29 protein-coding genes and 1 pseudogene are annotated in these 23,736 nt (G+C 65.1%); 15 read left to right on the forward strand and 15 right to left on the reverse strand.

Annotated features, from left to right (window positions below; translation table 11 throughout):
• The first annotated feature begins 7 nt into the window (after nucleotides 1-7).
• Entirely contained in the window at nucleotides 8-877 is an 870-nt protein-coding gene (locus GRI75_RS09260; RefSeq protein ID WP_160746671.1) for an HpcH/HpaI aldolase/citrate lyase family protein, read from the forward strand.
• A 341-nt stretch (nucleotides 878-1,218) separates the two neighbouring features.
• On the opposite strand, the gene GRI75_RS09265 is transcribed toward GRI75_RS09260, so the two are convergent.
• Together GRI75_RS09265 and lipB are read right to left on the reverse strand one after the other, a co-directional pair.
• The gene (locus GRI75_RS09265; RefSeq protein ID WP_160746672.1) at nucleotides 1,219-1,551 is read right to left on the reverse strand and encodes a hypothetical protein; all 333 of its coding nucleotides are present in this window, start codon (nucleotides 1,549-1,551) and stop codon (nucleotides 1,219-1,221) included.
• A 5-nt stretch (nucleotides 1,552-1,556) separates the two neighbouring features.
• Entirely contained in the window at nucleotides 1,557-2,207 is a 651-nt protein-coding gene (gene lipB / locus GRI75_RS09270) for a lipoyl(octanoyl) transferase LipB (RefSeq protein WP_160746673.1), read from the reverse strand.
• A 62-nt stretch (nucleotides 2,208-2,269) separates the two neighbouring features.
• On the opposite strand from lipB, the gene GRI75_RS09275 reads away from it, so the two are divergent.
• Nucleotides 2,270-3,121: a glycerophosphoryl diester phosphodiesterase membrane domain-containing protein gene (locus GRI75_RS09275; RefSeq protein WP_160746674.1), complete on the forward strand. Its 852-nt coding sequence runs from the start codon at nucleotides 2,270-2,272 to the stop codon at nucleotides 3,119-3,121.
• Nucleotides 3,122-3,275: 154 nt separating this feature from the next.
• Here the strand turns inward: GRI75_RS09275 and GRI75_RS09280 are convergent, their stop codons facing one another.
• The 4 genes from GRI75_RS09280 to GRI75_RS09295 all read right to left on the reverse strand — a co-directional run bounded on the left by GRI75_RS09280 (nucleotide 3,276) and on the right by GRI75_RS09295 (nucleotide 5,707).
• The gene (locus tag GRI75_RS09280; protein WP_160746675.1) at nucleotides 3,276-3,902 is read right to left on the reverse strand and encodes a class I SAM-dependent methyltransferase; all 627 of its coding nucleotides are present in this window, start codon (nucleotides 3,900-3,902) and stop codon (nucleotides 3,276-3,278) included.
• Between the two features lie 90 nt (nucleotides 3,903-3,992).
• Nucleotides 3,993-4,337: an arsenate reductase (glutaredoxin) gene (gene arsC / locus GRI75_RS09285; protein ID WP_160746676.1), complete on the reverse strand. Its 345-nt coding sequence runs from the start codon at nucleotides 4,335-4,337 to the stop codon at nucleotides 3,993-3,995.
• A complete protein-coding gene (locus tag GRI75_RS09290) occupies nucleotides 4,334-4,891 on the reverse strand; it encodes a (2Fe-2S)-binding protein (RefSeq protein ID WP_160746677.1) in 558 nt (185 codons plus the stop codon). The genes arsC and GRI75_RS09290 overlap by 4 nt, the downstream gene beginning before the upstream one ends.
• Before the next feature lie 51 nt (nucleotides 4,892-4,942).
• Entirely contained in the window at nucleotides 4,943-5,707 is a 765-nt protein-coding gene (locus GRI75_RS09295) for a class II aldolase/adducin family protein (protein ID WP_160746678.1), read from the reverse strand.
• A 249-nt stretch (nucleotides 5,708-5,956) separates the two neighbouring features.
• Between GRI75_RS09295 and GRI75_RS09300 the strand changes: the two genes are divergently transcribed.
• From GRI75_RS09300 to GRI75_RS09320, 5 genes are read left to right on the forward strand one after another with little or no spacing between them, the layout of a single operon-like run.
• Nucleotides 5,957-6,502 carry a VOC family protein gene (locus tag GRI75_RS09300; RefSeq protein ID WP_160746679.1) on the forward strand — a complete coding sequence of 182 codons (546 nt, stop codon included), beginning with the start codon at nucleotides 5,957-5,959 and terminating at the stop codon, nucleotides 6,500-6,502.
• Nucleotides 6,503-6,515: 13 nt separating this feature from the next.
• The gene (locus tag GRI75_RS09305) at nucleotides 6,516-7,856 is read left to right on the forward strand and encodes an MFS transporter (protein WP_235911428.1); all 1,341 of its coding nucleotides are present in this window, start codon (nucleotides 6,516-6,518) and stop codon (nucleotides 7,854-7,856) included.
• Nucleotides 7,857-7,906: 50 nt separating this feature from the next.
• A complete protein-coding gene (locus GRI75_RS09310; protein ID WP_160746680.1) occupies nucleotides 7,907-8,764 on the forward strand; it encodes an SDR family NAD(P)-dependent oxidoreductase in 858 nt (285 codons plus the stop codon).
• A 4-nt stretch (nucleotides 8,765-8,768) separates the two neighbouring features.
• Nucleotides 8,769-9,887: an NAD(P)-dependent alcohol dehydrogenase gene (locus GRI75_RS09315; RefSeq protein WP_160746681.1), complete on the forward strand. Its 1,119-nt coding sequence runs from the start codon at nucleotides 8,769-8,771 to the stop codon at nucleotides 9,885-9,887.
• Entirely contained in the window at nucleotides 9,884-10,888 is a 1,005-nt protein-coding gene (locus tag GRI75_RS09320) for an alcohol dehydrogenase catalytic domain-containing protein (RefSeq protein ID WP_235911429.1), read from the forward strand. Before GRI75_RS09315 ends, GRI75_RS09320 begins: the two co-directional genes overlap by 4 nt.
• Before the next feature lie 88 nt (nucleotides 10,889-10,976).
• On the opposite strand, the gene GRI75_RS09325 is transcribed toward GRI75_RS09320, so the two are convergent.
• Nucleotides 10,977-11,315: a winged helix-turn-helix domain-containing protein gene (locus GRI75_RS09325; RefSeq protein WP_235911448.1), complete on the reverse strand. Its 339-nt coding sequence runs from the start codon at nucleotides 11,313-11,315 to the stop codon at nucleotides 10,977-10,979.
• A 112-nt stretch (nucleotides 11,316-11,427) separates the two neighbouring features.
• Between GRI75_RS09325 and modA the strand changes: the two genes are divergently transcribed.
• The 4 genes from modA to GRI75_RS09345 all read left to right on the forward strand — a co-directional run bounded on the left by modA (nucleotide 11,428) and on the right by GRI75_RS09345 (nucleotide 13,913).
• Nucleotides 11,428-12,198, forward strand: a complete 771-nt coding sequence (gene modA, locus GRI75_RS09330; RefSeq protein WP_160746683.1) for a molybdate ABC transporter substrate-binding protein — start codon at nucleotides 11,428-11,430, stop codon at nucleotides 12,196-12,198.
• Nucleotides 12,195-12,896 (forward strand): molybdate ABC transporter permease subunit, encoded by a 702-nt coding sequence (modB, locus tag GRI75_RS09335; protein ID WP_160746684.1) that lies wholly within the window; start codon nucleotides 12,195-12,197, stop codon nucleotides 12,894-12,896. Before modA ends, modB begins: the two co-directional genes overlap by 4 nt.
• A complete protein-coding gene (locus GRI75_RS09340; RefSeq protein WP_160746685.1) occupies nucleotides 12,886-13,500 on the forward strand; it encodes an ATP-binding cassette domain-containing protein in 615 nt (204 codons plus the stop codon). Before modB ends, GRI75_RS09340 begins: the two co-directional genes overlap by 11 nt.
• Nucleotides 13,501-13,709: 209 nt before the next feature.
• Complete coding sequence (locus GRI75_RS09345; RefSeq protein ID WP_160746686.1) at nucleotides 13,710-13,913, forward strand: hypothetical protein; 204 nt, start codon at nucleotides 13,710-13,712, stop codon at nucleotides 13,911-13,913.
• 142 nt (nucleotides 13,914-14,055) lie between these two features.
• Here GRI75_RS09345 and GRI75_RS09350 read toward each other — a convergent pair whose 3' ends face one another.
• Complete coding sequence (locus GRI75_RS09350) at nucleotides 14,056-15,408, reverse strand: sulfatase-like hydrolase/transferase (RefSeq protein WP_160746687.1); 1,353 nt, start codon at nucleotides 15,406-15,408, stop codon at nucleotides 14,056-14,058.
• A gap of 759 nt (nucleotides 15,409-16,167) precedes the next feature.
• Between GRI75_RS09350 and GRI75_RS09355 the strand changes: the two genes are divergently transcribed.
• Together GRI75_RS09355 and GRI75_RS09360 are read left to right on the forward strand one after the other, a co-directional pair.
• Nucleotides 16,168-16,896 carry an oxygen-binding di-iron domain-containing protein gene (locus GRI75_RS09355; RefSeq protein ID WP_160746688.1) on the forward strand — a complete coding sequence of 243 codons (729 nt, stop codon included), beginning with the start codon at nucleotides 16,168-16,170 and terminating at the stop codon, nucleotides 16,894-16,896.
• Between the two features lie 40 nt (nucleotides 16,897-16,936).
• A complete protein-coding gene (locus tag GRI75_RS09360) occupies nucleotides 16,937-17,212 on the forward strand; it encodes a DUF4242 domain-containing protein (RefSeq protein ID WP_160746689.1) in 276 nt (91 codons plus the stop codon).
• Between the two features lie 378 nt (nucleotides 17,213-17,590).
• Here the strand turns inward: GRI75_RS09360 and GRI75_RS09365 are convergent, their stop codons facing one another.
• Together GRI75_RS09365 and GRI75_RS14820 are read right to left on the reverse strand one after the other, a co-directional pair.
• Nucleotides 17,591-18,349 carry a leucine-rich repeat domain-containing protein gene (locus tag GRI75_RS09365; protein WP_160746690.1) on the reverse strand — a complete coding sequence of 253 codons (759 nt, stop codon included), beginning with the start codon at nucleotides 18,347-18,349 and terminating at the stop codon, nucleotides 17,591-17,593.
• A 154-nt stretch (nucleotides 18,350-18,503) separates the two neighbouring features.
• Nucleotides 18,504-18,590: a hypothetical protein gene (locus GRI75_RS14820; RefSeq protein WP_407925141.1), complete on the reverse strand. Its 87-nt coding sequence runs from the start codon at nucleotides 18,588-18,590 to the stop codon at nucleotides 18,504-18,506.
• A gap of 34 nt (nucleotides 18,591-18,624) precedes the next feature.
• On the opposite strand from GRI75_RS14820, the gene GRI75_RS09370 reads away from it, so the two are divergent.
• Together GRI75_RS09370 and ligD are read left to right on the forward strand one after the other, a co-directional pair.
• Nucleotides 18,625-19,209 (forward strand): thermonuclease family protein, encoded by a 585-nt coding sequence (locus GRI75_RS09370; protein ID WP_328597957.1) that lies wholly within the window; start codon nucleotides 18,625-18,627, stop codon nucleotides 19,207-19,209.
• A gap of 37 nt (nucleotides 19,210-19,246) precedes the next feature.
• Nucleotides 19,247-20,122 (forward strand): non-homologous end-joining DNA ligase, encoded by an 876-nt coding sequence (gene ligD, locus GRI75_RS09375; protein WP_160746691.1) that lies wholly within the window; start codon nucleotides 19,247-19,249, stop codon nucleotides 20,120-20,122.
• A gap of 310 nt (nucleotides 20,123-20,432) precedes the next feature.
• On the opposite strand, the gene GRI75_RS09380 is transcribed toward ligD, so the two are convergent.
• The 5 genes and pseudogenes from GRI75_RS09380 to GRI75_RS09400 all read right to left on the reverse strand — a co-directional run.
• Nucleotides 20,433-20,765 carry a hypothetical protein gene (locus GRI75_RS09380; protein ID WP_160746692.1) on the reverse strand — a complete coding sequence of 111 codons (333 nt, stop codon included), beginning with the start codon at nucleotides 20,763-20,765 and terminating at the stop codon, nucleotides 20,433-20,435.
• A gap of 28 nt (nucleotides 20,766-20,793) precedes the next feature.
• Nucleotides 20,794-21,408: an SOS response-associated peptidase gene (locus tag GRI75_RS09385; protein WP_160746693.1), complete on the reverse strand. Its 615-nt coding sequence runs from the start codon at nucleotides 21,406-21,408 to the stop codon at nucleotides 20,794-20,796.
• Between the two features lie 551 nt (nucleotides 21,409-21,959).
• Nucleotides 21,960-22,103, reverse strand: coding sequence for a hypothetical protein (locus GRI75_RS09390; RefSeq protein WP_160746694.1), 144 nt, complete (start codon nucleotides 22,101-22,103; stop codon nucleotides 21,960-21,962).
• Nucleotides 22,104-22,500: 397 nt separating this feature from the next.
• Entirely contained in the window at nucleotides 22,501-23,097 is a 597-nt protein-coding gene (locus GRI75_RS09395) for a GNAT family N-acetyltransferase (protein WP_160746695.1), read from the reverse strand.
• Nucleotides 23,098-23,285: 188 nt separating this feature from the next.
• Nucleotides 23,286-23,636 (reverse strand): annotated as a pseudogene (locus GRI75_RS09400) (tyrosine-type recombinase/integrase); the annotation flags it as partial.
• Between the last annotated feature and the right edge of the window lie 100 nt (nucleotides 23,637-23,736).

Below are 23,736 nucleotides of genomic sequence, written 5' to 3' on the forward strand. Positions count from 1 at the left end.
CGGAACGATGCCGATGCGATCCTGGCTTTTCGTACCCGGCGACAGCGAGAAGAAGCTGGGCAAGGTGGCGGAGTGCGGCGCCGACGTGGTGATCGTCGATCTGGAGGATGCGGTCGCCCCGCAGGCCAAGGCCGCCGCCCGGCCGCTCGCTTGCGAGTGGCTCGCCGGGAACCGGGCAAGCGCAAGCCGGCGCTGGGTGCGCATCAACGCCCTGGACACTGCGCTCTGGCGCGAGGACCTCGCGGCGGTCATGCCCGGCGCTCCCGACGGGATCATGGTGCCGAAGGCCAGCGGCCCCGATCAGCTTCAGGCGCTCGCGGCGGAGATTGGCGAGCTCGAACAGCGCCACGGCCTGGCCGCCGGCAGCACCAGGCTCCTGCCCCTGGTCAGCGAGACGCCCGCCGCCGCGGTCGGTATCGCTTCATACGCGGCCGCTTCGCTCCCACGGCTGGCGGGGCTCACCTGGGGCGCGGAGGACCTCTCGGCGGCCATCGGCGCGAGCCGCAAGCGCGACAGCGCCGGCCGCTGGACCGACGTCTTCCGCATGGTCCGCGCGCAAGTCCTGCTGACCGCGCACGCCTGCAGCGTCCTGCCGATCGACACGCTCCATGCCGATTTCCGCGATGTGGAGGGCCTTAACCGCGTCGCGAGGGAGAGCTACGCGGACGGCTTCGCCGGCATGCTGGCGATCCACCCCGCGCAAGTGCCGGTGATCAACGCCGCCTTCATGCCTGGCGAGGAGGAAATCGCCGAAGCGCGCCGCATCGTCGAGGCCTTCGCCGCCTCCCCCGGCACGGGCGCGCTCTCGCTCGAAGGACGCATGCTCGACCAGCCGCACCTGGAGCAAGCCCGCAAGCTGCTGGCGGGGCTGGGCTAGAGCGTCCTTCGACACGCTCAGGACGAACGGGTTTGGTTCTTTGGGATCGCTACCCCCCGATCCGTTCGTAGTGAGCTTGTCGAACCACGAGGCGCCCGGCCTCGCGTCCTTCGACGGGCTCGGGACGAACGGTGCGTATCATCCGATCTAAAGAGCCCCATGTCCGTTCGTGGTGAGCCTGTCGAACCACGATGCGCGCAACCTCCCGTCCTTCGACAAGCTCAGGACGAACGGATCTGTGTCTCGGAACCAGGTTCCCGTGTCCGTTCGTGGTGAGCTTGTCGAACCACGCGCTCGGCCTCGCGTCCTTCGACGGGCTCAGGACGAACGGAGGGTGTGGGCTATCCCGCCGCCGGCTCGTCCTCGGGCTCCGGCTGGCTTGCCTCGGCCTCTGCCGGTTCGTCACCGGCGGGCTCGGCTTCGTCAGGCGTGCCGCCCGCCGCGCCTGCTTCGCCTGCCTCGCCGCGGGCACCGTCGCGCGATGGCGCCAATTCCGGCGCGAGCAGGGGCGGTTCCGACTGGAGCTTGTCCAGCGGCAGCATGTCGTCGCTGATCGTGCCTTCGAGGACCTGGCCCGAAGCCGAGCGCCCGTCGCCGTCCGCTGCGGGCTCGTCGCCGCACGCAGCGAGCAGCGCCAGCGGCACGAGAGGGGCAAGGAAACGCGTCAGGGCCAAGCTCGTCACTCCGTAGCGGTCAGCGCGGCGATGAATTCGCCGGCGCGGCGCTCCAATGCCTCATCCCACTCCTCCGGCGCAACCTCGATCCCCAGCCTCGCAAGGCTGGTGACGCCGTACTCGGCGATGCCGCAGGGCACGATGCCGCCGAAATGGGACAAGTCCGGAGCGAGATTCACGGCAAACCCGTGCATCGTCACCCACCGGCGGATGCGCACGCCGATAGCGCCGATCTTCGCTTCGGTGCCGTCGATGTCGCGCGTCCATATGCCGATGCGCCCTTCGGCCCGCCAGCTCTCGACGCCGAAATCGCCGAGCGTGGCGATCACCCAGCCTTCGAGCGAATGGACGAAGCGCCGCACGTCGCGCCCGCGCGCGGCGAGGTTCAGCAGGACATAGCCGACGCGCTGGCCGGGGCCGTGGTAAGTGTAGCGCCCGCCCCGCCCCGTCTCGACCACCTCGAAGCGCGGATCGAGCAGTTCGGCCAGCGCCGCGCTTGTGCCCGCGGTGTAGACCGGCGGATGCTCCAGCAGCCAGACGAGCTCACGTGCCTCGCCGGCGGCGATCGCCGCGTTGCGCGACTCCTGCTCGGCCAGCGCGGTGCGGTAAGGCACCTGGGCATAGTCGCGCCGCCATTCTATGGGCTGTTCGTTCATCGCCCCGATTGCGTGCCGGGGCGGCGCCCGTTTATCAAGGCCCGCGAGAAGGGAATGCACCCATGCAATTCGACATGAACCGGACCTGGTCCCAGGCGCTGGCGCTGGTACGCAGGAACTTCCAGCTCCTGGCGCTGATCGCCGGGGTCTTCATGTTGCTGCCCTCGGTCCTGTTCTACGTCGCCTTTCCCGAGATCCTGACGATGATGTCGGTCACAGCAGACCCGGACGCGGTCGAGGGGCAGATGCTGGCGATGATGCCGCAGCTCCCGATCGCGGGGCTGGCCGCCTTGCTGCTGCAGATGGTCGGCTACATGGCGATGGTCGCGCTGATCGGAAATGGCCGGCCGACCGTGGGCCAGTCGATCGTTCGCGGGATCAAGGGGCTGCCGGCGCTGCTCGGCGCGGTGCTGCTTTTCGCGGTCGGCTACCTGGCTGCTACCCTGATTTTCGGCCTTGTCGTCGGTCTGGTCGCGGCATTGTTCGGCATGGCGAGCGAGAGCGCCGCAGCGGGCCTGGGGGCGATCATGTCCTCCGTGCTCATCGTCATCATCTTCTACGTCATGGTGCGCTTCTGCCTGACGCTGCCGGCGATCGTTCTCGAACGGCTCGGACCTGTCGCGGCGCTGCGGCGGTCATGGCGCCTCACCAAACCGCGAGCCGGGGCGATCTTCGCCTTCTTCGCCCTGCTGTTCGTCGCCTACATGGTCATCAGCCTGCTGCTGTTCATCGTGTTCGGCGCGTTCGGGTTCGTTGCCGGCTCGCAGCCGGCGGGCGGAACCGCGCTCGTGCTCGGGCTGCTGTCGGGCGTGGTCGGAGCGCTCACGGCCGTGCTGCTGTGCGGCATACTGGTGTCGATCCATGGGCAGTTGGCCAGCGGCGCCGAACCGCGCGAGCTGGAATTCGACGTGTGAGCTAAATCCTCCCCCTCTGGGGGAGGTGGCAGCCGCGAAGCGGCTGACGGAGGGGGCGTGGCCCGGCTCATCCGTTCGTCCAGGCCAAGCCCCCTCCGTCACCGGCCTGCGGCCGGCGCCACCTCCCCCAAGGGGGGAGGATTCTTAGCGCCGTTCAGTCCTTCCAGCCCCAGCAAAGCAGGCAGGGCGGCACGTTCAGCCAGGCGAAGCCGGTCTCGATGCGCTTGAAGTGCCGTGCGGTGAGATCGCGGGCGACGGCGCTGAACTGGTAGGTCAGAAACGCTCCACCCTGGCGGACCACGCGGTAAGTCGCCGCGGCGATGGCCGGGCCAACCCCGTCGGGCAGGGTCGAGAAGGGCAGGCCGGAGAGGACGTAATCGGCTTTCTCATGCCCCAGTGCCGCGACGATCGCCTCGACATCCTCGGCCGAGCCGAGCACCGGGTGGAAGCGGCTGTCGCCGATCGTGTGCTTGAGGTAGTCGATGTAGAGCGGGTTGGTGTCGATGACGACCAGCGCGCCGTCGCGCGGCAGGCGGTCGAGCACCGGGCGGCAGAAGGTCCCCACGCCGGGGCCGTACTCGACGAACAGCTTGCATTCGTCCCACCTTACCGGGGCGAGCATCTTCTCGATCGTCGCCCGGGAGGACGGGATGATCGAGCCGACCATCCGGGGATGCTCCAGGAAGCCGCGGAAGAACACGCCGGCGGGCCCGAGAGCCAGGGCGACCTTCCGCTTGAGCCTTGCGCCGCTGCGGTCTTCGGCAAGCTCGTTAGCATCCATAGAGTCCGGGCCCTTTGCGATGCCCCGAAAGGGGCGACGGTCGGCTGCGCGCATTTGCAGATATGGCCACGCCTAGCAAGTGACGGCGCATCAAAGGATTTCGCCGATCCGCTCCGGCGGGCGGCACAGGCGCACACCCTTGTCGGTCTCAACCAGCGGCCGCTCGATCAGTTTCGGATCGGCTGCCATCGCGTCGAGCACGGTGTCGTCGTCGGCTTCGGTGAGACCCCGCTCCCGCGCATCGGTGCCCTGCAGCCGCAGGCCCTCGCGCGGGCTGATCCCCGCGTCCCGGTAAAGCTGCGCCAGCTTGTCGCGGCTCGGCGGGGCCTTGAGGTACTGCACCACCTCCAGCTCGATGCCGGGACGCGCCTGCAAAGTCTCGAGAGCGGCGCGGGACTTGCTGCAGTTCGGGTTGTGCCAGATCGTGGCCTTCATCGTTCCTCCTCGTCGTTACCGGCGGAGCGCAGCGCAGGAACCGCTGCCGCCGCATCCTCCGCACTGATGCCGGGAGCGGGCGCGGCGCTGATCCGTTCCCGCCGCGCGCCCACCCGTCCCGCCCGCTGGATGGCGCGGACCAGCCGGGGATAGACGCCGCAGCGGCACAAGTTGGGGATCGCCTGCCTGATCTCTCCCTCACCGGGAGCGGGGTTCTTCGCCAGCAGGCCGGCGGCGGCCATGGCAATGCCCGGCGTGCAGAAGCCGCACTGGATCGCCTGTTCGGCCACCAGCGCCTGCTGCACCGGGTGCGAACGGTCCCGGCTGAGCCCCTCTATGGTGACGATGCTGCGCCCCTCCGCCTCGCCGATCGTGACGAGGCAACTGCGCAGCGCCTCCCCGTCCACCAGCACCATGCAGGCCCCGCAATCGCCGACGCCGCAGCCATACTTCGTGCCGGTCAGATTGGCCGCGTCGCGCAGCGCCCACAGGAGCGGCGTGGCCGGGTCCATCTGGAAGCGCACGGGCCGCTGGTTGACGATCATCGCGGTCATCGTTCGCTGCCGTTAGCCGCTTTCGGCGCAGTTCTCCAGAAGGCCCGGCCCTCAGTCGCGCCAGCTCCGATCTACCTTATCGAGCTTGCGCACCCAGGCCTCGAAGTCCGCCTTGCCGAAGCCGCCCGGCAGGGCGACCGATTCACGGTCCCGCTGGTGCTGCGCGATCACCTCTTCCGGCACCACGATCGGCGTTCCGGCGGCACGGGTCTTCACCTGGATCTCGCAAGCGCGCTGGAGCATGTAGTAGAGGAAGAACATCTCCGGCAGCGTGCGCCCCAGCACCACCGGACCGTGGTTGCGCAGCATCAGCACCTGGCGCCCGTTGCCGAGGTTGCGCAGCAGCCGCTCGCCTTCCTCGGCACGCACGGTGATGCCCTCGAAGTCGTGGTATCCGATGCAGCCTTCGAAGAAGCAGGAATAGAAGTTGGTCGGCGTCAGCCCTTCCTCGGTGCAGCAGACCGCCATCGTGTCCGGCGTATGCGTGTGGACGATGGCGTGGGCCCAATCGAGATGCCGGTGGAAGTAGCTGTGCTGCGTGAAGCCCGCCTTGTTGACCGGGAAAGTGCTGCCGTCGAGCTTGTTTCCGTCGATATCGATCTTCACCAGGTTCGATGCGGTCACTTCCGACCAGAGCAGGCCGTAAGGGTTGAGCAGGAAGGCGCCTTCCTCGTCCGGCACGCGCACGCTGATGTGGTTGTAGATCGACTCGCTCCAGCCGAGCATGTCGAAGATGCGGTAGCAGGCGGCGAGCTCCAGCCGCGCCGTCCATTCCGCTTCGCTGCACTTGAACTCGCGCTCCAGCTGGGTGGCCATATTCTTGCTCCTCTCGCCGCAAGGCTTACCCGAAAATGGTCCCCAGACCATAGCCCGTCACCCTGAACTTGTTTCAGGGTCCATCTCTCCGCACGCGCCGTCCGTTCGTGAGGGCAGGATGGATGCTGAATCAAGTTCAGCATGACGGTGGAGGGAAAGGCAAGGCCGCCCCGACAACAGATTGACTTTGTCGCGCCGATTGGCGAGCGATGGCGCAAGACCGGCGCGGCCGGCACCGGGAGAAGATGAATGGCAAACGAGCTCGGCTATGGCCAGCCGATGGGTGGGATTGCGCAAACCGCGTTCGTGGTGGAAGACCTGCGGGCGGCGATCGATCACTGGGTAACCAACTGCAAAGCAGGGCCCTTTTTCGTGCTCGAGCACTTCCTGGTGCCGGGCCAGACCTACCGCGGCGAGGAATCGCGCGCCGACATTACCATCGCCATGGGCTTCGCCGGGCACATGCTGATCGAACTGATCCAGCCGCTTGACGATAACCCGTCCGTCTACCGCGAGACAATCCGGCACCGCGGCTACGGCTTCCACCACTTCGGGATGGCCTGCGCAGATGTGAACGCCGCCAGCCGGGAGTACCAGGCTCGCGGCTATCAGGAAGCGTTCCGCGCCGCGGTGCCGACCGGGGGCGAAGTGGTCTACCTCGACAACGGCAGCGGGCCGCAATGGGGCTTCATCGAGCTTCTGCCGGTGACACGCGGCATGGACGAGACTTTCACCCGCTTCTGGCGCGCTTCGCTCGACTGGGACGGCACCGAGCCCGTCCGCTCCTTCATCTGAAAGACCGATCTCGATGGCTACTGCACCCGCAACAACGCCTGTCGGCCAGCCGCCGCAGGCCAACTGGATGACGAACTCGCCCGGATACCAGACGCTGCTGGTGTTCCTGCTGAGCCTGAACTTCGGGATCGTCTTTTTCGATCGGCAGGCGCTCAACGCACTGATGCCCTTCGTGCAGCCGGACCTGCAGCTTTCGGGCACGCAGATCGGCCTGCTGGCGAGCGGGCTCAGCTTCAGCTGGGCCATCGCCGCGTTCTTCGTCGGCAAGCTGTCGGACACGATCGGCAAGCGCAAGCTGCTGCTGATCATCGCCACGATCGCCTTCTCGGTCTGCTCCTTCATCTCCGGCCTGGCGACGAGCTTCGTGTTCCTGTTCGCCGCGCGCCTGCTGATGGGTGCGGCTGAAGGCGGCGTGATGCCGATCAGCCACGCGATGGTGGCGAGCGAGGTGAACCCGGCCCGGCGCGGACTGGCGCAAGGCGTGGCGCAGAACCTCGGCTCCAACCTGCTCGGCAGCTTTGCCGCGCCGGTCGTGCTGGTCGCCTTCGCCACCGCCTTCAGCTGGCGGGAGGCGTTCTACCTCGCCGCCGTGCCCGGCCTGGTCAGCGCGGCGCTGATCTGGCTCATGCTGAGGGAACCCGTGCCGGCACCGGCGCTGACGGCAGCGGAAAAGGACGACAAGCTGAGCATCCTCGACGCGCTGAAGGTCCGCAACATGTGGATCTGCGTTGTCGTCGGCGTGCTGATGGTCGCCCATTTCGTGATTACCTGGGCCTTCATGCCGATCTTCCTAGTGCAGGAGCGCGGTCTGGACGAAAGCTCGATGAGCTGGGTCGTGGGCTCGCTCGGCATCGCCGCCGCGCTTTATTCCTTCCTGGTCTCCGGCCTGTCGGACCGGATCGGGCGCAAGCCGGTGATGGTGGTCCTGCCGTTCCTGTCGATCGTCGGGCCGCTCGGCGTCCTGTTCCTCGACCCCGGCGCGTTCGACGGGTTCGGCGTCGCGCCGTTCTCGTGGTTGGCGATCGCCGGTTATGGCGTGGTCCTGATCCCGATCATCTTCGTGGGCTGGGCGGTGAACGGGATCTTCCCGATCTTCATGGCTACGATCCCCTCCGAAACCTTCAGCGCACGCCACCATGCGACGGTGCTGGGCCTGGCCATGGGGAGCTGCGAGGTTCTCGGCGGCGTGTTCGGGCCGACCCTGGCGGGCGCGCTGAACGACGCGTTCGGCAGGGACACGTTCCTGTGGCTGCTGATGGTCCTGGCGGTGATCAGCGGGTTCGTGTCGATGGGCCTGAAGGAAACCGCACCCGCCGCGCTGGCGCGGCGCGGGCTGGAGCCGGCAGCCGCCTGAGCCTTTCCGCGCCACACACGCCGGTGGGCATGTTCACAAGAGGAGGATGAATGGCAGGGCCGAAGACACTCGATCAGTTCGACATCAAGGGCCGCTCCGCGCTGGTCACCGGCGCGGCGAGCGGGATCGGCCTGGCTTACGCCGAATGCATGGCCGAAGCCGGGGCGCGGGTCACGCTCACGGACATCGACGCCGAAGGCGCCGAGCGGGAGGCGAAGCGGCTGGTCGATGAAGGCTACGAAGCACGCTGGGACGTGTGCGACGTGTCCCAGCTGGATCAGGTCGCTGCCGCCTTCGACAATCACGTCGCCGCCTACGGCGGGTGCGACATCGCGTTCGCCAATGCTGGGCTCGACGTCGGCGGGGGGTTCTGGACGCCTGAGGGGGACCGCAACCCGGAAGGGCAGATCGACGTCTACGATCCGCAGCGCTGGTACAAGTCGATCGGCATCAACCTGACCGGCGTGTTCCACACGGTGCGCGAAGCCGCCCGGGTGATGAAGGCGCACGAGCGCAACGATCATCGCCGTGGCGGGTCGATCGTCATCACCAGCTCCAACGCGGCCGAGGTCAACGAGGCGATCGTCGGCGTGCCCTACATGGCCGCGAAAGCCGGCGTGAAGCACTTCATGCGCCACGCGGCTTACGAGCTCGCGGCCTACGGGATTCGCGTCAACGCCATCGCTCCCGGGCCTTTCGTCACCAACATCGGCGACGGCTGGGTCAAGAAGAACCCGGCCGCCAAGAAGGCGTGGGACGAGCTGGTCCCCGTCGGGCGCATGGCGGAAACCCACCAGATCAAGCCCTTGGCCCTCTTGCTTGCGTCCGACGCAGGCAGCTACATGACCGGCGCCCACGTGATGATCGACGGCGGCATGCAGCTCGGCCCGATCAAGCCCATAGGATAACCGAATGACCACCAACGCACAGGCGGCGATCTGCCGCGGCCACGAACAGCCTTTCACCATCGAACAGGTCGAACTGGCCGATCTCGCGCCGGACGAACTGCTCGTGCGCGTCGTCGCCTGCGGCATTTGCCACACGGACCTGGCCGTGCGTGACGAGCAGTTGCCGGTGCCGCTGCCGGTGGTTCTTGGCCACGAAGGCGCCGGGATCGTCGAGGCGATCGGCAGCGCCGTCACCGCAGCGAAGCCCGGCGACCGGGTGGTGATGAGCTTCAACAGCTGCGGCGACTGCCCGAGCTGCGCCATCGACGCGCCGACCTATTGCTACAACTTCTTCCCGCACAACTGGTCGGGCAAGCGGGCCGACGGTTCGCCGACGATGACCCTGGCCGGCGAGCCGATGAACGCCAACTTCTTCGGCCAGTCCTCGTTCGCCACCCACGCCATCGCGCACCAGCGCAACGTGGTGAAAGTGCCGGACAGTGCGGCCGACATCCCGCTGGAACGGCTTGCTCCGATCGGCTGCGGCCTGATGACCGGCGCCGGCGCTGTCCTGCGCAGCATGGAAGTGCGCGCCGGGCTGCCGATCGCCGTGTTCGGCGCCGGCACGGTCGGCATTGCCGCCATCATGGCCGCCAAGATCGCCGGCGCGAACCCGATCATCGCGGTCGACGTGAACGACGGCCGGCTCGCCCTGGCGAAGGAGCTCGGCGCCACGCACGCCTTCAACGCGAAGGACGACGCACCGGGCAAGATCCGCGAGCTGTGCCCGCAAGGCCTCGGCTACGTGTTCGACACCACGGGGATCAACTCGGTGATCGAGGACGCCTGGGGCCTGCTGGCGCCCAAGGGCATCTGCGGCATCGTGGGCGCGTCGGATCCTTCCGCCATGCTCAAGTTCAACGAATCGCAGTTCATGGGCGGCGGGCGCACAGTGATGGGCATTCTCGGCGGCGACAGCGACGTCGGCCCGTTCCTCTGCGAGCTGATCGAGCATCACCTCGCCGGGCGGTTCCCTTACGAGAAGCTCATCCGCACGTTCCCGTTCGAGCAGATCAATGAAGCCATCGCCGCCAGCGAGAGCGGCGAAGTGGTCAAGCCGGTGCTGGTGATCGGGAAGGAATGATGCGCGCCGTCACTTTCCAGGGTCTGCACCAGCCGCTCGCCTTCGAGGCGCTGCCCGACCCGACGCCGGGGACAAGCGAAGTGGTGGTCAAAGTCGGCCGCTGCGGCATCTGCGGCTCCGACCTGCACATGACCGAGGACCCGGCCTACGGCTGCAAGCACGGCGACATCCTCGGCCACGAGTTCGCCGGCGAAGTGGTCGGCCTCGGCAGCAAAGTCGAAGGGCTGAAGACCGGCGACCTTGTCTCGGTGATCCCGCTGGTGAGCTGCGGCGCGTGCGAAAGCTGCCGCAAGGGCGAGGTGCAATGGTGCACGCAGTTCGGCCTGCAGGGCGGCGGCTATGCCGAATATGCCGTCACACGTCCCAACCAATGCGTCAGATTGCCCACCGACGTTTCGATAGCCGACGGCGCAATCATCGAGCCGCTGGCCGTGGCGCTGCACGGAGTGAACCTGTCGGGCATGAAGGCCGGCGACAAGGTGCTGATCCTCGGCGCCGGCCCGATCGGCCTGGCGGTCGCCTTCTGGGCCAGGCGCATGGGCGCGGCGAAAGTCGCGGTGCAGGACATCGCCGACTTTCAGGAACAACGCGCGCTGGACATGGGCGCGGACGTGTTTGTGGTCGATCCCGCCGACCCGGTCGGCAGCGCCGAGCGCGGGCTGGGCGGCAAAGCCGACATCGTGTTCGAATGTGTCGGCCTGCCCGGCCTGATTGCGCAGGCGGTCGACCAGGTGAAGCCGCGCGGAACCATCCTTCTGCTCGGCCTGTGCACCAAGCCCGACACCTTCAACAGCTTCGCGATGCTCTCGAAGGAAGTGCGGCTGGTCACCAGCGCGTTCTTCACCCGCCAGGAATACGAAGCCGCGCTCGACGCGCTGGACGCCGGAGCGATGGAGCCGCGCCTGCTGGTCACCGACACGATCACCCTGGCCGACACGCCGGAGATCTTCGAGAGCCTCAAGCGCCGCACCAGCCAGTGCAAGGTGCTGATCGCGCCCTAAGATCCTCCCCGGCACGGGGAGGGGGACCGCCGCCGCAGGCGGTGGTGGAGGGGGCCCGGCCCGGTTGCACCAGGCCTCGCCCCCACCGTCAGCCGCTTGCGCGGCTGCCACCTCCCCGTCCCGGGGAGGAATTTAAGACTGGCTGTGTTCGAATTGCCGCTTGCAGCCGCTCGAAAGCCGCACCCGCTGCGGCGGCTTCCACACGCTCCGCTAAAGCACGGTAGTCCGTTAGGGCCGCCCTTCCCGCCTCGGTGACCCGCGCGCCCGCCCCCGCGGTCGTTTCGACCAGCGGCGCGGCGAAGCAGCGATTCATCGTGTCGACCAGCAGCCATGCCCGGCGGTAGCTCATACCCAAGGTGCGGGCGGCAGCGGAGATCGAGCCGGTTTCCGCGATCGCCTCCAGCATCGCCGCCTTGCCCGGGCCCATGGCGATCTCGTCCCCGCAGTAGAGCTGGACCTTGAGCTTGAGCGTGACGATGGCGGATCTCCTGGGCGACGGGCGCTGGACCAGCTGTATACCGCTAGATATAGCCTGCGCCATGTCCTTCCGACTGATCCCCGCTGCGCTGATGCTTCTGGCCCTGCTCGGCCTCGCCGCCTGCGAACCGGCGGAGGAGGATCGCGGTCCCTTGGTCCTGGCGCCGTCCAGCATGCAGGAAGCGATCGAGGCGGCGGCGGATGCCTGGGAGGCGCAGGGCCATCCGCGCCCGGTCACGTCCTTCGCCGGCACGCCTTCGCTCGCCCGCCAGGTGCTGCAGGGGGCTCCGGCCGACCTGTTCGTCTCGGCGGACGCACAGTGGATGGATGAGCTCGAGCGCGCCGGGCGGATCGATCCGGCGAGCCGCTCAACCATGGCCGGCAACCGGCTGGCCCTGGTCGCGCCCTCGGCCCAGGCGAAACCGCTGCCGCTGGAGCCGCAAGCCTTTGCGGCGGCGCTCGGCGCCGGTCCACTGGCCCTCGCCGACCCGGCGAGCGTTCCGGCGGGGCGTTACGGCAAGGCGGCTCTTGAAAGCCTGGGCCTGTGGGCAGCCGCCGAAGGCAACATCAGTGCCAGCGAGAACGTCCGCGCCGCGCTCGCACTGGTGCAACGGGGCGAAGCGCCGCTCGGGCTGGTCTACGCCAGCGATGCCGACGCCGCCTCGGACGTGGCTGTCGTGGCCGAACTGCCCGAAGCGTCCCACCCGCCGATCCGCTACCTGATCGCCCTCGTGGCGGGCACAGACTACCCCGATGCCGCCGCCTTCCGTGCCTTCCTGCTCTCACCCGAAGGCCAGGCGATCCTCCGCCGCCACGGCTTCACCGCGCCATGAGCGCCTGGCCCAACCCTGCCGAGTGGGCGATCATCGCGCTCTCGCTCAAGGTCAGCCTGGTGGCGGTCGCGCTGACCCTGCCGCCGGCTTATGCGCTCGCCTGGCTGCTCGCCCGCCGAAGCTTCCCCGGCCGCATCCTCCTCGACGCAGCCGTTCACCTGCCGCTGGTCGTGCCGCCGGTGGTGACCGGCTGGCTGCTGCTGATCCTGTTCGGCCGCACCGGCCCGATCGGCGCCTGGCTGGACAGGACTTTCGGCCTCGTGCTGGTGTTCCGCTGGACCGGGGCCGCGCTTGCCGCCGCGGTCATGGCCCTGCCGCTGATGGTCCGCGCGATGCGCCTGTCGATCGAGGCGGTGGACCGGCGGCTGGTCGGCGCGGCCCGCACCCTCGGTGCGACGCCGTGGCGCGCGTTCCTGACGATCACCCTGCCGCTCAGCCTGCCAGGGATCCTCGCCGGCACGATGCTCGGCTTCGCCCGCTCGCTGGGCGAGTTCGGGGCGACGATCACGTTCGCGTCCAACATCCCGGGCGAGACCCGCACCCTGCCGCTGGCGATCTATTCCGGCTTGCAACTGCCCGGCGGCGAAGCGGCGGTGACCAGGCTGGCGATCATCTCGGTGCTGCTCTCGGTCGCGGCGCTGCTCGCCTCCGAGATGCTCGTGCGCCGCTCGCACGGCAGGCGCGCCCATGTCCTTTGACATCGCAGTCCGGTACCAGGCCGGGGAGCGCGAGCGTGAATGCGCCATCGCCAGCACGGCGAAGCTGGTCGCCGTCACCGGCCCATCGGGCGCGGGCAAGACCACCCTGCTCCACTGCATCGCCGGGCTGCGCCGCCCGCTCGACGGGCACATCCGCATCGGCGACGAAACGCTGTTCGACAGTGCATCCGCAACCGACCTTGCGCCGGAGCGGCGCCGGGCCGGCTACGTGTTCCAGGATCTGCGCCTGTTCCCGCACATGACCGTTGCCGCCAATCTGGCTTATGGCGAGCGCCGCGAATCCCACTGGATGCGCCATGCCGAAGCGCTCGAGTTCCTCGGCATCGCCCACCTCGCAGAGCGCTATCCCGCCACTCTCTCGGGCGGCGAGGCCAAGCGAGTCGCCATCGGCCGGGCCTTGCTGGCCGCGCCCCGCTTCCTCCTGCTCGACGAGCCGCTCACCTCGCTGGACGCGGCACGCGGCGAGGAGATCCTGCGCCTGATCGAACGCATCCGCGACGAATTGGGCCTGCCGATCCTGCTCGTCAGCCACTCGCCCACGGAAGTGGAGCGGCTGGCAGAGGACGTGGTGGTGATGGAGTAGCCCGCTCGGGCCGAAGCATGGAGGCGATGGTGCCCCACAGGCGACAAAAATGGGCACTCAAATCATTGGGAAATTCTTCTGCCGCGGCCCTGAACCGAGGATTGGAGCGACTACCCGGCGGGCTTGGCGTACCGCTCTCACCAGATGCATGATCGGCCAGACTCTAGATCGGCTTTCATCAGAAGCTCGACTGGAGCATAGCTGCAACTATGGACAACACCACAGGCGACGCAGCGGGGATTCTGGCCATAATGAAGGCACGGTTCGGATCGTCAGAGCTCGCGCAGCAGTGGTTCGAGAAAGAACCAGTGGCCGGCTTCAGCGGGCAGACGGCGCAACAGTTAGTCCTGGATGGACGGGCTGCGGAGCTCCGAGAGTTTATTGCAGCGGCTGACGCCGGCATTCACGCATAGAGAGTCAACACTCACGACTGGTTCTGGGCCGCAAGCGGAACGGCAGCTCTATGGCTTACAGCGCGGGAAAGCGGACTGTCGGGAGCCGACCCACCGCGGACATTCCACCCGTTCGAGACTCAGCGCCCTAGCATGGTGCGATCTACGAGCGGACCAGCCCAACTCTTGGCGAGATCATTTGCTCGTCCCACCTAGCATATTGCGCCTTCAGCGCCCGGAAGCGGTCCGGCTCGGCAGCCTTCCGATCCACCCGCTCCCCAGGGTCGAGGGCGAGATCGAAGAGGTACTCGCCGTCTCCGACCCTTAGATATTTCCAGCTGCCATGACGCACCGCTTTCTGCTGCGAGCGCTGGCTCGTTCGCCAGAAGATGCTGCGCTCCAAGAGAGGACCACCATCCAGAGCCGGCAGCAGATCGATCCCATCCAGCGGGTGCGCTTGGCTTGGGGATGCTGCGGCCGCCGCGAGAATGGTGGCAGTCCAGTCGAGCGTGCTTGCAACTTGAGTTGTGGTCACGCCGGCGGGGACCCTTCCGGGCCAGCTAACGAAAGCCGGCACACGGATCCCGCCCTCCCACAGAGTGCCTTTGCCGCCTGCGAGCCCACCCATGCTGGAGTATTGCTTGCCTCCGTTGTCGCTGGTGAAGATCACAAGCGTTCGCTCAGTGAGGCCTGTCTCCTCCAGCGCCGATAGAATACGTCCGACGGCCTCGTCCAGCGCCCGCATCATATCAGGGAACCGGTCCGGCGGACCGACGTCGAAAGGACCATCACCGCTGGCGCGAAGTGGTGCGTCACCGCGCCTTTGCCAGGGCGAATGCGGTGCCGTGCCCTGGTGATTCAGGAAGAACGGTTCACGGCCTTGACGGATAAAACGGACTGCCTCCTCCGCGATGAGGTCAGTCAAATATCCGGTAGGATGAACCGGTTCGGTGTTCCGGTAGAGATCGTGCCTACCAAGCGGATCGGCATGGGAGGTGTAATCGACGACGCCACTGAGCGGTCCGAAGAACTCGTCGAACCCATGCCGGTTGGGATGAAATCCGGGACGGACCCCCAGGTGCCACTTGCCGAACAGCCCGTTCGTGTAGCCTGCTTCCTTTAGAAGTGAAGAGAGGGTCGGGTGAGACGGTTCTAGGCCGATCTGGCGATCCTCTTCGGAAAGCGTCAGCGGCTCACGTAGGCCGACAGGGTGCCGCGCAGGGTACCGGCCAGTCATCAGCCCTACCCGGGTGGGAGTGCAGATGGGAGCGATTGAGTATGCTTGGGTGAAGCGTGTGCCCTGTGCCGCCAATTGGTCGAGCACGGGGGTTCTATAGTCGGCGCGGCCGTAGCTGCTGAGATCTCCGTAACCCAAATCATCGGCGGTAATCAGGACGATATTCGGACGCTGGTGCGAACTCGAACCTCCGCTTATCCTCGCCTGCGCTGCAACTGCGCTAGCTGCCGCGGTCATCGCGAGGAATGACCGCCTGCTGACCAAGTGGGGTGTGATCATCCAGCTTCCACCGAAGCTTCCAATACCGACCGCTGCTGCACAGATTGTAACACATCACAGGGAGATTTGCGACAGCTCCCGCGTGACGTCCACAATTAGCCCCAATCCCAGCGGGCTGATTTTGCCACAAGCAGTGCGGCAACTCAGGGTGGTTGGAAGCTCCTGACAGCCTTGGCCTTGGCCATAATCGCAATCTGCTCCATAATCGCGACAGTCACTCTCGGCCGGATCAGCGAGCGGATAGAAGGCCTCTACAACGTGACAGCTTTGCCGCACTGTTACTTGTCACCCAATGATCCCCGCCGCCGCGAGATCCAGCGGAATTGGGGTAGTGAGCCCACGACAGAAGCCGCCTGCGACGCTGAAACGAGAGCAGGCGAAGGGGTGGCGGACTGACTGGTTCTGATCTCCTCTGCCAAGGCTGAAGCGCCCATCCGGCGCAAAACAGGATGATTGGTCGACAAGCGTGTTGCGACGCTCGACGAGAGGGTACGCAGCGCATCTAGTTGGATCCACGAGTGCCTGCCCTAGGGCGGTCTCGAGATCCATGAGGGTCCTGAAGTCAATACCTCGTCGTGGGAAGGCGGTCCTCACCCGCGCAGATCCCTTTCGAAGCCAAACCGCCCAGGCCGCTCGGCTCTGCCCGCCGATCCTTACCGCCAAATCAACCGCGGGGGGCTACCTTCGACTGCTATGCGAACATTGCTACTCACGCTCTTCAGGAGTAGCTTACACGGACACCCATCAGGAGATGATCCTATGGAGACGAAGGCAGACGAGATCGCGAACGGCATCTACCGGCTGTCGACTTACGTTCCGGGTATTGCACCGCCTGACGGGCTAACGTTCAACCAGTTCCTGATTACCGCGCGCGAGCCACTGCTGTTCCACTGCGGACCGAGGGCGATGTTTCCGTCAGTTTCCGCCGCGGTCTCGATCATACTGCCCGTGGAGCAGCTGCGCTGGATCAGCTTCGGGCACATCGAAGCAGATGAATGTGGGGCAATGAACTTGTGGCTCGAAGCCGCTCCTGAAGCTCAAGTGATCTATAGCGAGCTAGGCTGCGAAATCTCAGTCAACGATCTCGCTGACCGGCCGCCGCGCGCGTTGGCACGGGACGAGGTGCTGGACCTCGGCGGCAAGCGAGTTCGCGTGATCGCTACACCGCATGTGCCTCATGCATGGGAAGCTCAGGTCCTCTACGAAGAGACCACCGAGACGCTCTTTTGCGGCGACCTCTTTACCCACGTGGGTGATGGGGAGCCCCTCACCCGCGAAGGGATCGTGGGGCCAGCCATCGCCGCAGAACAGATGTTTCATTTCACAAGCCTCGGCCCCTTCACCGCGCCGACGATCCGGAAGCTTGCGGAGCTTACACCGAAGCGGCTCGCGCTGATGCATGGCTCATCGTTCGAAGGGCATGCAGCGGGGGAATTGAACGCATTGGCTAATCGGTACGAGGAACTTGTCCAAGCCGCTGCTGCATGAGCGTACCGGCAAAGCACGGCTTAAGCATGGAGTGCGTGATATGCCTCAGTACGTGATCGAAAGAGAAATGCCGGGTGCCGGCTCTCTCACGCCGGATGACCTGAGAAGCGCTTCACAGAAGTCGTGTTCGGTGCTGCATGACCTCGGGCCAGACGTTCAATGGGTTCACAGCTATGTCACCGATGACAAGATCTACTGCATCTACCGCGCGCCTAGTGCGGATTTGATCCAGCAGCATGCCGACACTGCCGGCTTCCCAGCGAATAGCATTTCCGAGATAAGGACCACCATCGATCCCACTACCGCGGAGCGGTAGAATACCGAACTGGCTATGCTTTCCACCTTCGAGCGAGCCCAGCAACGTCACTTTCGGAGGATGGATCCAGCGCCGGAGCCCGAACGGACCGAGAAGGACTGCATCCTCTAGGACAGCGTGCAGGTCATGCGGCCGCCCAGGTAATCGACGCGGCACGCAGCGGTGTCAGAGCACGCGGCGGACGGGTCAAGCACTCAGACCTTCGCGCCGGCGGTCGCTGCAAACCGCCGCGACGGAAGGTCCGCTTAGCGGCCCGCCACTCAAGCTGACTGCTCGAATGGCCGGTAGTCAGGATGGCGAACGGTAGCTCGGCGTGCGGCAATTGGGTGAAAAGCGGACGTACATGATCGACTTGGCATAACACTGTCGGAGCGCCGATCAGCCAGCTGGCCTGATGACCGGCTTCCTCCAAGCTTCGGGATCAAACCAGCTGCACACTAGATCTGGTCTCGCTGCGCGCAGAAGCTCGAACTCCGAACGAGGGGCGCACCTTGCGATGCTGAGGTATTCCAGTTGCGGACATTGAGCGAGGGGCGAGAGGCGCTTATCTGCGAGCCGCGTCGACACGCACAGAACCGCGCGGAGGGACCTGAGGCCCGCAAGAGGAGCAAAGCTCTCGATCTTGTAGAGACTGTCGATGGCACCCTCGATCCCGATAACTTCAAGATGGTGTGCGCCACTCAGCCATTCGATGTTGGGCATCCTCTTGGGGTTCGTGATTAGCAAAGTCCGCAAGGAGGGCAGTTCGAGCAGACGGGAGAAATCGGACAGCTTACGAGGGCTGTCAATGCTGAGGTGCTCAAGCTCCTTGAGGGCGAGAAGCGGCGTCAGGTCAGTCCCGAGGAACGGCCACTCCAACTCCAGCCTCCGGAGCCGCGAAAGCTGCCCGATCGCCTCGAGGAACGGCTGGTCCACGTTAGCGGCGATCAGGTGCGCTAGAGCGTTCTTATCAGCGATCGCCCGATAGTTCAGCTTCTGCCGGCTTACCCAGGCTCGCGTCGCCTCTCCTGGGATCTGAGCTGCCGCCTCGAAGTAATGTCGCTCTCCCCACTCTTTCCAGTCACGATCGCGGTGGCCACGAAATCGTGCGCTGAGGGCGCTCTCAGTGGAAGGGTAGGAGTGGAAGGCACCGTTCATAACAGGCGCCATACCGTGGAACGGTAAAGAACCGTGTACGACACTTGAGGGGGGCGCGAAGCAAGTTTTGCTCAATGTGAGTGCATGAGCGTCCGGTCAGTATCGTACCTGCGGAAATGAAGGTCCGTGCTGGGTCACTAGTCGACCGGCCGGTTCAGCTAGGATGTTCGCAATCGCGGTCGCTCTTAGGCGCGCGGGGATCTGTCCCACCGTGCATCCGGCACCGCTTAGGCCTCCTCAGTGCTGGTGACTCGCACTCCTTTCCCTTGTAAGTCTTGGTCGAGCAACGCGGGCTACAAAGCTCGGTTCGATCATATCTGTTGGTCGCAAGGCTCCTGCGCTACTATGCAGGCATGGCATGGGGATCCAAGCAGTTCGACTTCCGCACTGAGCTGACCAAGCAGAAGCACAAGCGGAGGCGGAAGACGGCGAAGCTCGCGGCGAGTGGCTTGGCTGCCGGTATTTTGCTTGGGCTTAGCGCCGCGAACTTGCTCAACTTCTCTGATCCCGCAGCTGCATTGAACTCAAGCGAGCCCTTCAGGGTGTGCGGCAAGGTTCGGGAAAACTGTGTCGTGGACGGGGATACCTTCTGGTCTGCCGGCGAGAAGATCAGGATCGCGGACATCGACACACCTGAGATCAACGGCAAATGCGCGAGCGAAAAGGAACGAGCGAGACAAGCTCGTGATCGCTTGGGCGCGCTGCTCAGCCGCGGCGAGTTCGTGGTGCATCGCCAGGGAACGGATCGGTATGGCCGCACGCTTGCTGTCGTGACGAGTGGTGGGCGCTCGGTGGGGGATGTGCTCGTGAGCGAAGGCCTCGCGCGAACTTGGTCTGGCAGAAGGGAACCCTGGTGCTGATTGGCATCACAATCCGCGAGCCGGCGGTTAACTGACCATGCCGCGCGGCTTCATCGAACCGATGATGCCGACCTTAGCCGATGACGCACCTTGTGGCGACGATTGGCAGCACGAGATAAAGTACGACGGATACCGAACGGAGATCGCTGTGAGTGGCGGCTCTGCCCGAGCGTTCACGCGCAACGGACACGACTGGACGTCGAAGTATCGGCCACTGGTCGGTGCCGCTGCCTCGCTTGCGTGCTCGACCGCGCTGATCGACGGAGAGGTAATCGTCCAGGACGAAGCGGGCCGCAGCGACTTCCACAGCTTGCGAGCCGCAATTCATCAAAGCCCCGCTCGTTTGGCATTCATGGCCTTCGATCTACTGGAGCTCGACGGGCGCGACCTTCGCCGTCTGCCGCTCGAGGATCGCCGGTCCCGACTGGCTGACCTGCTGGGCGAGAACCGACCTGGTAATTGCCTGCAAATGAGCACGCATATCGTTGGCAGTGGCGAGGAGTTCTTCGCAGCGGCAGACGCTCATAACCTCGAAGGGATCGTCTCGAAGAAGCTCGGCAGCCGCTACCGCTCAGGGCGCAGCAAGAGCTGGTTGAAGATCAAGACATTCGAACAAGCTGAGTTCGTAGTGCTGGGCGTCCATCGCGAGCCCGGCAAACCTACGGTGGCGCTCCTGGCGCGCGAACAGGATGGGCAGCTTCGCTACGCTGGCAACGCCGCAGTCACTCTGGCGGCTGCCGAACGTGAGGGGTTCTGGCGTGCCGTCGAAGCGCTGAGTGCCGCCAGGCCAGCCATCAGGATGGCTCGCTCCGAAGCACAATGGCTGGAGCCCCGCTTGCGAGTAACGGCCCGATACCTGCGCAATGAGGAGACGCTGCGCCACGCGACGCTCACCGGCATCTGTGACCTGTAGGCGCAAGCTCCGACTGTTGCTTAGCGGGACCACACTTCAGGGCCGCTGCAGTGCTGGGCGTCGAAGCTTCTGCCTTCACATTCCTGGCACTTGAGGCGCTCACCAAGCCGATCCAGCCGGGTGCTCGCTCTCGCCCGCGCAAGCCGTTCAAGCAGCACCAACGGGTCCACTCGAGCCGTGTGACCGCACCGGCAGATCAGCTTCACCCAATAGCCATGCCGGGCGAGGTCGGAGAGAGTTTCGAGTCGGTACCGGACCATCCGGCGGTTTAGAACAAACGCAGAACTCGCGCGCAAGCTCTGGATGGGAGCTACCCGTTCGGCTTCCCCTGCCACCACGCCGCGTAGGGTGTGTTCTTCACCATCCGGCGGTTGAAGTCCGGCGTCCCATCGGACCACCAGGGGTCCCCTCGTTCCCCAAGCGCTTCCTTTGCCGCTTGCACCCGTGCTCTGGCCGATGAAAGGTCATCGTCATTCCTGGCCTTCAACGCGGCGCGGACAGCCCGTCTCGCGCTCATCAGGTCCTTCACCAGTTCTTCGCGGACTTCGGTGTCCAAGAGCGGGTTCGCAGCGCGCCACAAGCGCCCTCGCACCACGATGTAACGCCCGTCGGGCGTTGTGACGGGCTCCTGATCCTTGCTCATGGCGGAGCAGACAAGGGCAAGCGACCGATCATCGGGTTGAAGCTCTCCTCTGAACCCAAGGATCAGTTGTCCGATTGCGGACCATCAAGTCGGGATAGGGACGGCACAAAAGAGCCGCCTGATCCGGCGGACCGTCAAGCCAGTCGCCCCAGTCCTGTCGCCGGAGTATGACTGGCATACGATCGTGCACATCCGCTACATGGATGCAGGCTTCCGTCATCACCATCGAATAGGCGGGTCCCCACTCAGGCGTGTCGCGCCAGATCCCGGCAACCCCGAAGATCGGCTCGTCAGGTAGCTCAAACCACGTTCGCGTCTTTGAGCCCTTCTCTCCCTCGGCTTCCGCGAACTCCGTCACTGGAATGAGGCAACGCCGCTCTTGGAAGCTGTAGCGCCACATGAAGCTATCGAGCTTGTCGGCGCGAGTGTTATTTACGGGCTTGGGTTTGAGCGGCTGCCCGGCCTTGCCCTTCAGAACCAACGGGAAACCCCAGGTCATGGAGCGGACTTCTCCGCCTGCCACCACGATTCCAGGATAGCCAGGGTACACCTCAGCACTGGCATTGGATGGCGTCCGTTCAGCGGCGCCGAAGAGCTTCGCTACTTCCGCTGATGAGGCGCTCATGCGGTACAAATTGCACATAGCTCAACGTGCGGTGTGGCTGACGGCGAGTCAATCTGATCGGCAGTGATGGTGAGATGCTGAGGAAGGGCAGGCCCTCACGAGGCGCGAGGACTGGCTGCGCTCGATGGCCATTTGGTGACGCCCCCTGTCCATAACGCCATCCAGATCAATACCGGCTGCATTAGCAGGCGCGGGATATGATACGCGAGGCTCAGCCCGCCATCGGTGCGTTCAAGATCCATCAGCAGGTGACTTACGTTAGCCGGCCAAACGCAGAGTGCATAAAGAGCGAGGCCGATGGCACCTGCGCGGCGCAAGCGAGACTGCCACGGTTACGCCAAGGCTATGGCCCCAAGCAACTCGGCAATGCCCGTAAGCTTCACGACCTGCTCCGCGAAAGGCACCAAGCCCTCGATGAGCCGGATGAATGGGTCTGGGGCAATTGCATGGAAAACGCCGGCGGTTGCGTATGACACAGCGAGCAGCCACCGCAGGGCGGTGCGGATCACGGACCGGGCCAGACGGTGAGGTGATTCATTGGCCGCAGCAATCCAGCTCTGGGCCTCAGATTACTGATACCCGCCTTCGCGCTTGCGCTCTTCCGCAGCCTTTTCTTGAGCCTTGATCATGCTTGTGTCCTCTTGCTCTCCGCTGTGGGACTGCTCCTTCTGCGAGGCCTTTTTACGATCTCCGGCCTGGTCATCGCGTTGCATGGTTCTTCTCCTTGACTGACCGACTAACCGCCCGCCGAAACGCGGGTTCCTCGCGAACCATGGAGCATCAGCAGAGGGCATCGGAGCTGAACAAGCGCGGTGCCTTAGTGTTGTGACGCCGAGCAGATGAGCGGACCGCCCCGAAGCCTGCCAGAAGCGTCGCCAACCTCAAGCGAACTGCCGCCGCATGTAGAGCGGCCTCGCCCGAGAGGCCTGGCATTCCTGAAGGTCCGCTCTTCGTGGCGCCACAGCCGTAAACCAAGGGCCCACATTGGTGGGAAGCTGACGCTCGCCGTGAGGTAGTACTAACCGAAGAACTCCTGAGTCACGCTGGGGCGGACAACGCTGCACTTACGATGAGCGCGACAAGCAACGAGTGGCGATGAGGTCTATCGGTTCATCGCTTCACCATGGCCCAGTTTCGAAGCTGCACACCGGGAATAGGGACCTCGCTGACGACTTCGAAACCTAGCCGTTCATAGAGGCGAACGTTCTCAGTAGTCTGTGTTTCAAGAAAAACCGGCACACCTTCACTCTTAGCTCGGCCAAGCATTGCGCGCGTAAGGCTGCTGCCCACTCCACAACCTTGCTTGTCGGCACGAACCCCTAGAGCGAAGAGATAGTAATGTGCTTCCGGCAAAGCTTCCCGGTGCATGGCGTCCGTATGCTGAGCAAATGCAACGAACGCCTTGAAATCGCGCATTCCCATATAGAAGGGAGCGGTGAACATCCCCGAACGAAACATCCGCCACGGTGTCATTGCCGTCCCGTTTGGGAGCAGCCAGAGCGCGACGCCCGACCCATCTTCTGATCCGTAGCACTCGCCGAACAGCAGGGCATACCTGCAGGTGCGGTCCCAAAAGTACCTGAGCTTGGCGGATGAGTTTGGTTCTCGAAACAACTCGGACCCAGGCGGACGGCCGTGGAAGGCGTCCGCCAGGATGTTCGATGCCCATCCCAAGTCGTTCCAGCTCAGCCGCTTCGGATGCATCATTAGCTCCTCGCACTCTGCGGCTTGTCTACCACACTTCCGCGGAAAAGCCTCGGACTTCGCCGATGACCGCTATGGGTCGAGCGGAACGGCTGCTGCCGCTGCGCAGTCGCATGACGCGGCCAGCATCACACAGCCAGCGGTACATGGTCGTACCGGCTCTCCGAGCTACTCGGGAAGCCGGTGATAGCTCATATCTCCGTTCTCTCGGAAAGGGTCAGCGCGTCGTCTATGTCAACGCTAAGATAGCGCACTGTATTCTCGATGTTCGTATGGCCGAGCAGTATCTGCACCGCTCGCAGGTTTCCCGTTCCCTTGTAGATGAGCGAAGCCTTCGCTCGCCTCAACGAGTGGGTGCCGTACTCACGCTGATCCAGGCCGACGGTCGCAACCCATTCATCGACCAGCCGAGCATATTGCCGCGTGCTGAGGTGGCCGAGGTAGTCTACGCGGCTAGGAAAGAGGAAATCATGAATAGCGCCGCGACGGCGTGCCAGCCATGCCGTCAGGCTCTTTCGGGCTTCCGACACCGGCAGCAGGCGCGGCGGCTCAGAGACGGGCAGCCGCTCTGCCATCTTCGCCTCGGCTTCGACCAGTTGCCCCCTACAACTCCGATGGCGAGATAGGACCGCCAAGCGGAAC

Source organism: Croceibacterium soli (assembly GCF_009828065.1).
Lineage (GTDB): Bacteria > Pseudomonadota > Alphaproteobacteria > Sphingomonadales > Sphingomonadaceae > Croceibacterium_B > Croceibacterium_B soli.

Excerpts from the sequence above, each read along its gene's own strand:
- GRI75_RS09260 (WP_160746671.1), top strand. The coding sequence starts at position 8 with ATGCCGATGCGATCCTGGCTTTTCGTACCCGGCGACAGCGAGAAGAAG.
- lipB (WP_160746673.1), bottom strand. The coding sequence starts at position 2,207 with ATGAACGAACAGCCCATAGAATGGCGGCGCGACTATGCCCAGGTGCCT.
- GRI75_RS09275 (WP_160746674.1), top strand. The coding sequence starts at position 2,270 with ATGCAATTCGACATGAACCGGACCTGGTCCCAGGCGCTGGCGCTGGTA.
- GRI75_RS09280 (WP_160746675.1), bottom strand. The coding sequence starts at position 3,902 with ATGGATGCTAACGAGCTTGCCGAAGACCGCAGCGGCGCAAGGCTCAAG.
- arsC (WP_160746676.1), bottom strand. The coding sequence starts at position 4,337 with ATGAAGGCCACGATCTGGCACAACCCGAACTGCAGCAAGTCCCGCGCC.
- GRI75_RS09290 (WP_160746677.1), bottom strand. The coding sequence starts at position 4,891 with ATGACCGCGATGATCGTCAACCAGCGGCCCGTGCGCTTCCAGATGGAC.
- GRI75_RS09295 (WP_160746678.1), bottom strand. The coding sequence starts at position 5,707 with ATGGCCACCCAGCTGGAGCGCGAGTTCAAGTGCAGCGAAGCGGAATGG.
- GRI75_RS09300 (WP_160746679.1), top strand. The coding sequence starts at position 5,957 with ATGGCAAACGAGCTCGGCTATGGCCAGCCGATGGGTGGGATTGCGCAA.
- GRI75_RS09305 (WP_235911428.1), top strand. The coding sequence starts at position 6,516 with ATGGCTACTGCACCCGCAACAACGCCTGTCGGCCAGCCGCCGCAGGCC.
- GRI75_RS09310 (WP_160746680.1), top strand. The coding sequence starts at position 7,907 with ATGGCAGGGCCGAAGACACTCGATCAGTTCGACATCAAGGGCCGCTCC.
- GRI75_RS09315 (WP_160746681.1), top strand. The coding sequence starts at position 8,769 with ATGACCACCAACGCACAGGCGGCGATCTGCCGCGGCCACGAACAGCCT.
- GRI75_RS09320 (WP_235911429.1), top strand. The coding sequence starts at position 9,884 with ATGATGCGCGCCGTCACTTTCCAGGGTCTGCACCAGCCGCTCGCCTTC.
- GRI75_RS09325 (WP_235911448.1), bottom strand. The coding sequence starts at position 11,315 with ATGGGCCCGGGCAAGGCGGCGATGCTGGAGGCGATCGCGGAAACCGGC.
- modA (WP_160746683.1), top strand. The coding sequence starts at position 11,428 with ATGTCCTTCCGACTGATCCCCGCTGCGCTGATGCTTCTGGCCCTGCTC.
- modB (WP_160746684.1), top strand. The coding sequence starts at position 12,195 with ATGAGCGCCTGGCCCAACCCTGCCGAGTGGGCGATCATCGCGCTCTCG.
- GRI75_RS09340 (WP_160746685.1), top strand. The coding sequence starts at position 12,886 with ATGTCCTTTGACATCGCAGTCCGGTACCAGGCCGGGGAGCGCGAGCGT.
- GRI75_RS09345 (WP_160746686.1), top strand. The coding sequence starts at position 13,710 with ATGGACAACACCACAGGCGACGCAGCGGGGATTCTGGCCATAATGAAG.
- GRI75_RS09350 (WP_160746687.1), bottom strand. The coding sequence starts at position 15,408 with ATGATCACACCCCACTTGGTCAGCAGGCGGTCATTCCTCGCGATGACC.
- GRI75_RS09355 (WP_160746688.1), top strand. The coding sequence starts at position 16,168 with ATGGAGACGAAGGCAGACGAGATCGCGAACGGCATCTACCGGCTGTCG.
- GRI75_RS09360 (WP_160746689.1), top strand. The coding sequence starts at position 16,937 with ATGCCTCAGTACGTGATCGAAAGAGAAATGCCGGGTGCCGGCTCTCTC.
- GRI75_RS09365 (WP_160746690.1), bottom strand. The coding sequence starts at position 18,349 with ATGAACGGTGCCTTCCACTCCTACCCTTCCACTGAGAGCGCCCTCAGC.
- ligD (WP_160746691.1), top strand. The coding sequence starts at position 19,247 with ATGCCGCGCGGCTTCATCGAACCGATGATGCCGACCTTAGCCGATGAC.
- GRI75_RS09380 (WP_160746692.1), bottom strand. The coding sequence starts at position 20,765 with ATGAGCAAGGATCAGGAGCCCGTCACAACGCCCGACGGGCGTTACATC.
- GRI75_RS09385 (WP_160746693.1), bottom strand. The coding sequence starts at position 21,408 with ATGTGCAATTTGTACCGCATGAGCGCCTCATCAGCGGAAGTAGCGAAG.
- GRI75_RS09390 (WP_160746694.1), bottom strand. The coding sequence starts at position 22,103 with ATGCAACGCGATGACCAGGCCGGAGATCGTAAAAAGGCCTCGCAGAAG.
- GRI75_RS09395 (WP_160746695.1), bottom strand. The coding sequence starts at position 23,097 with ATGATGCATCCGAAGCGGCTGAGCTGGAACGACTTGGGATGGGCATCG.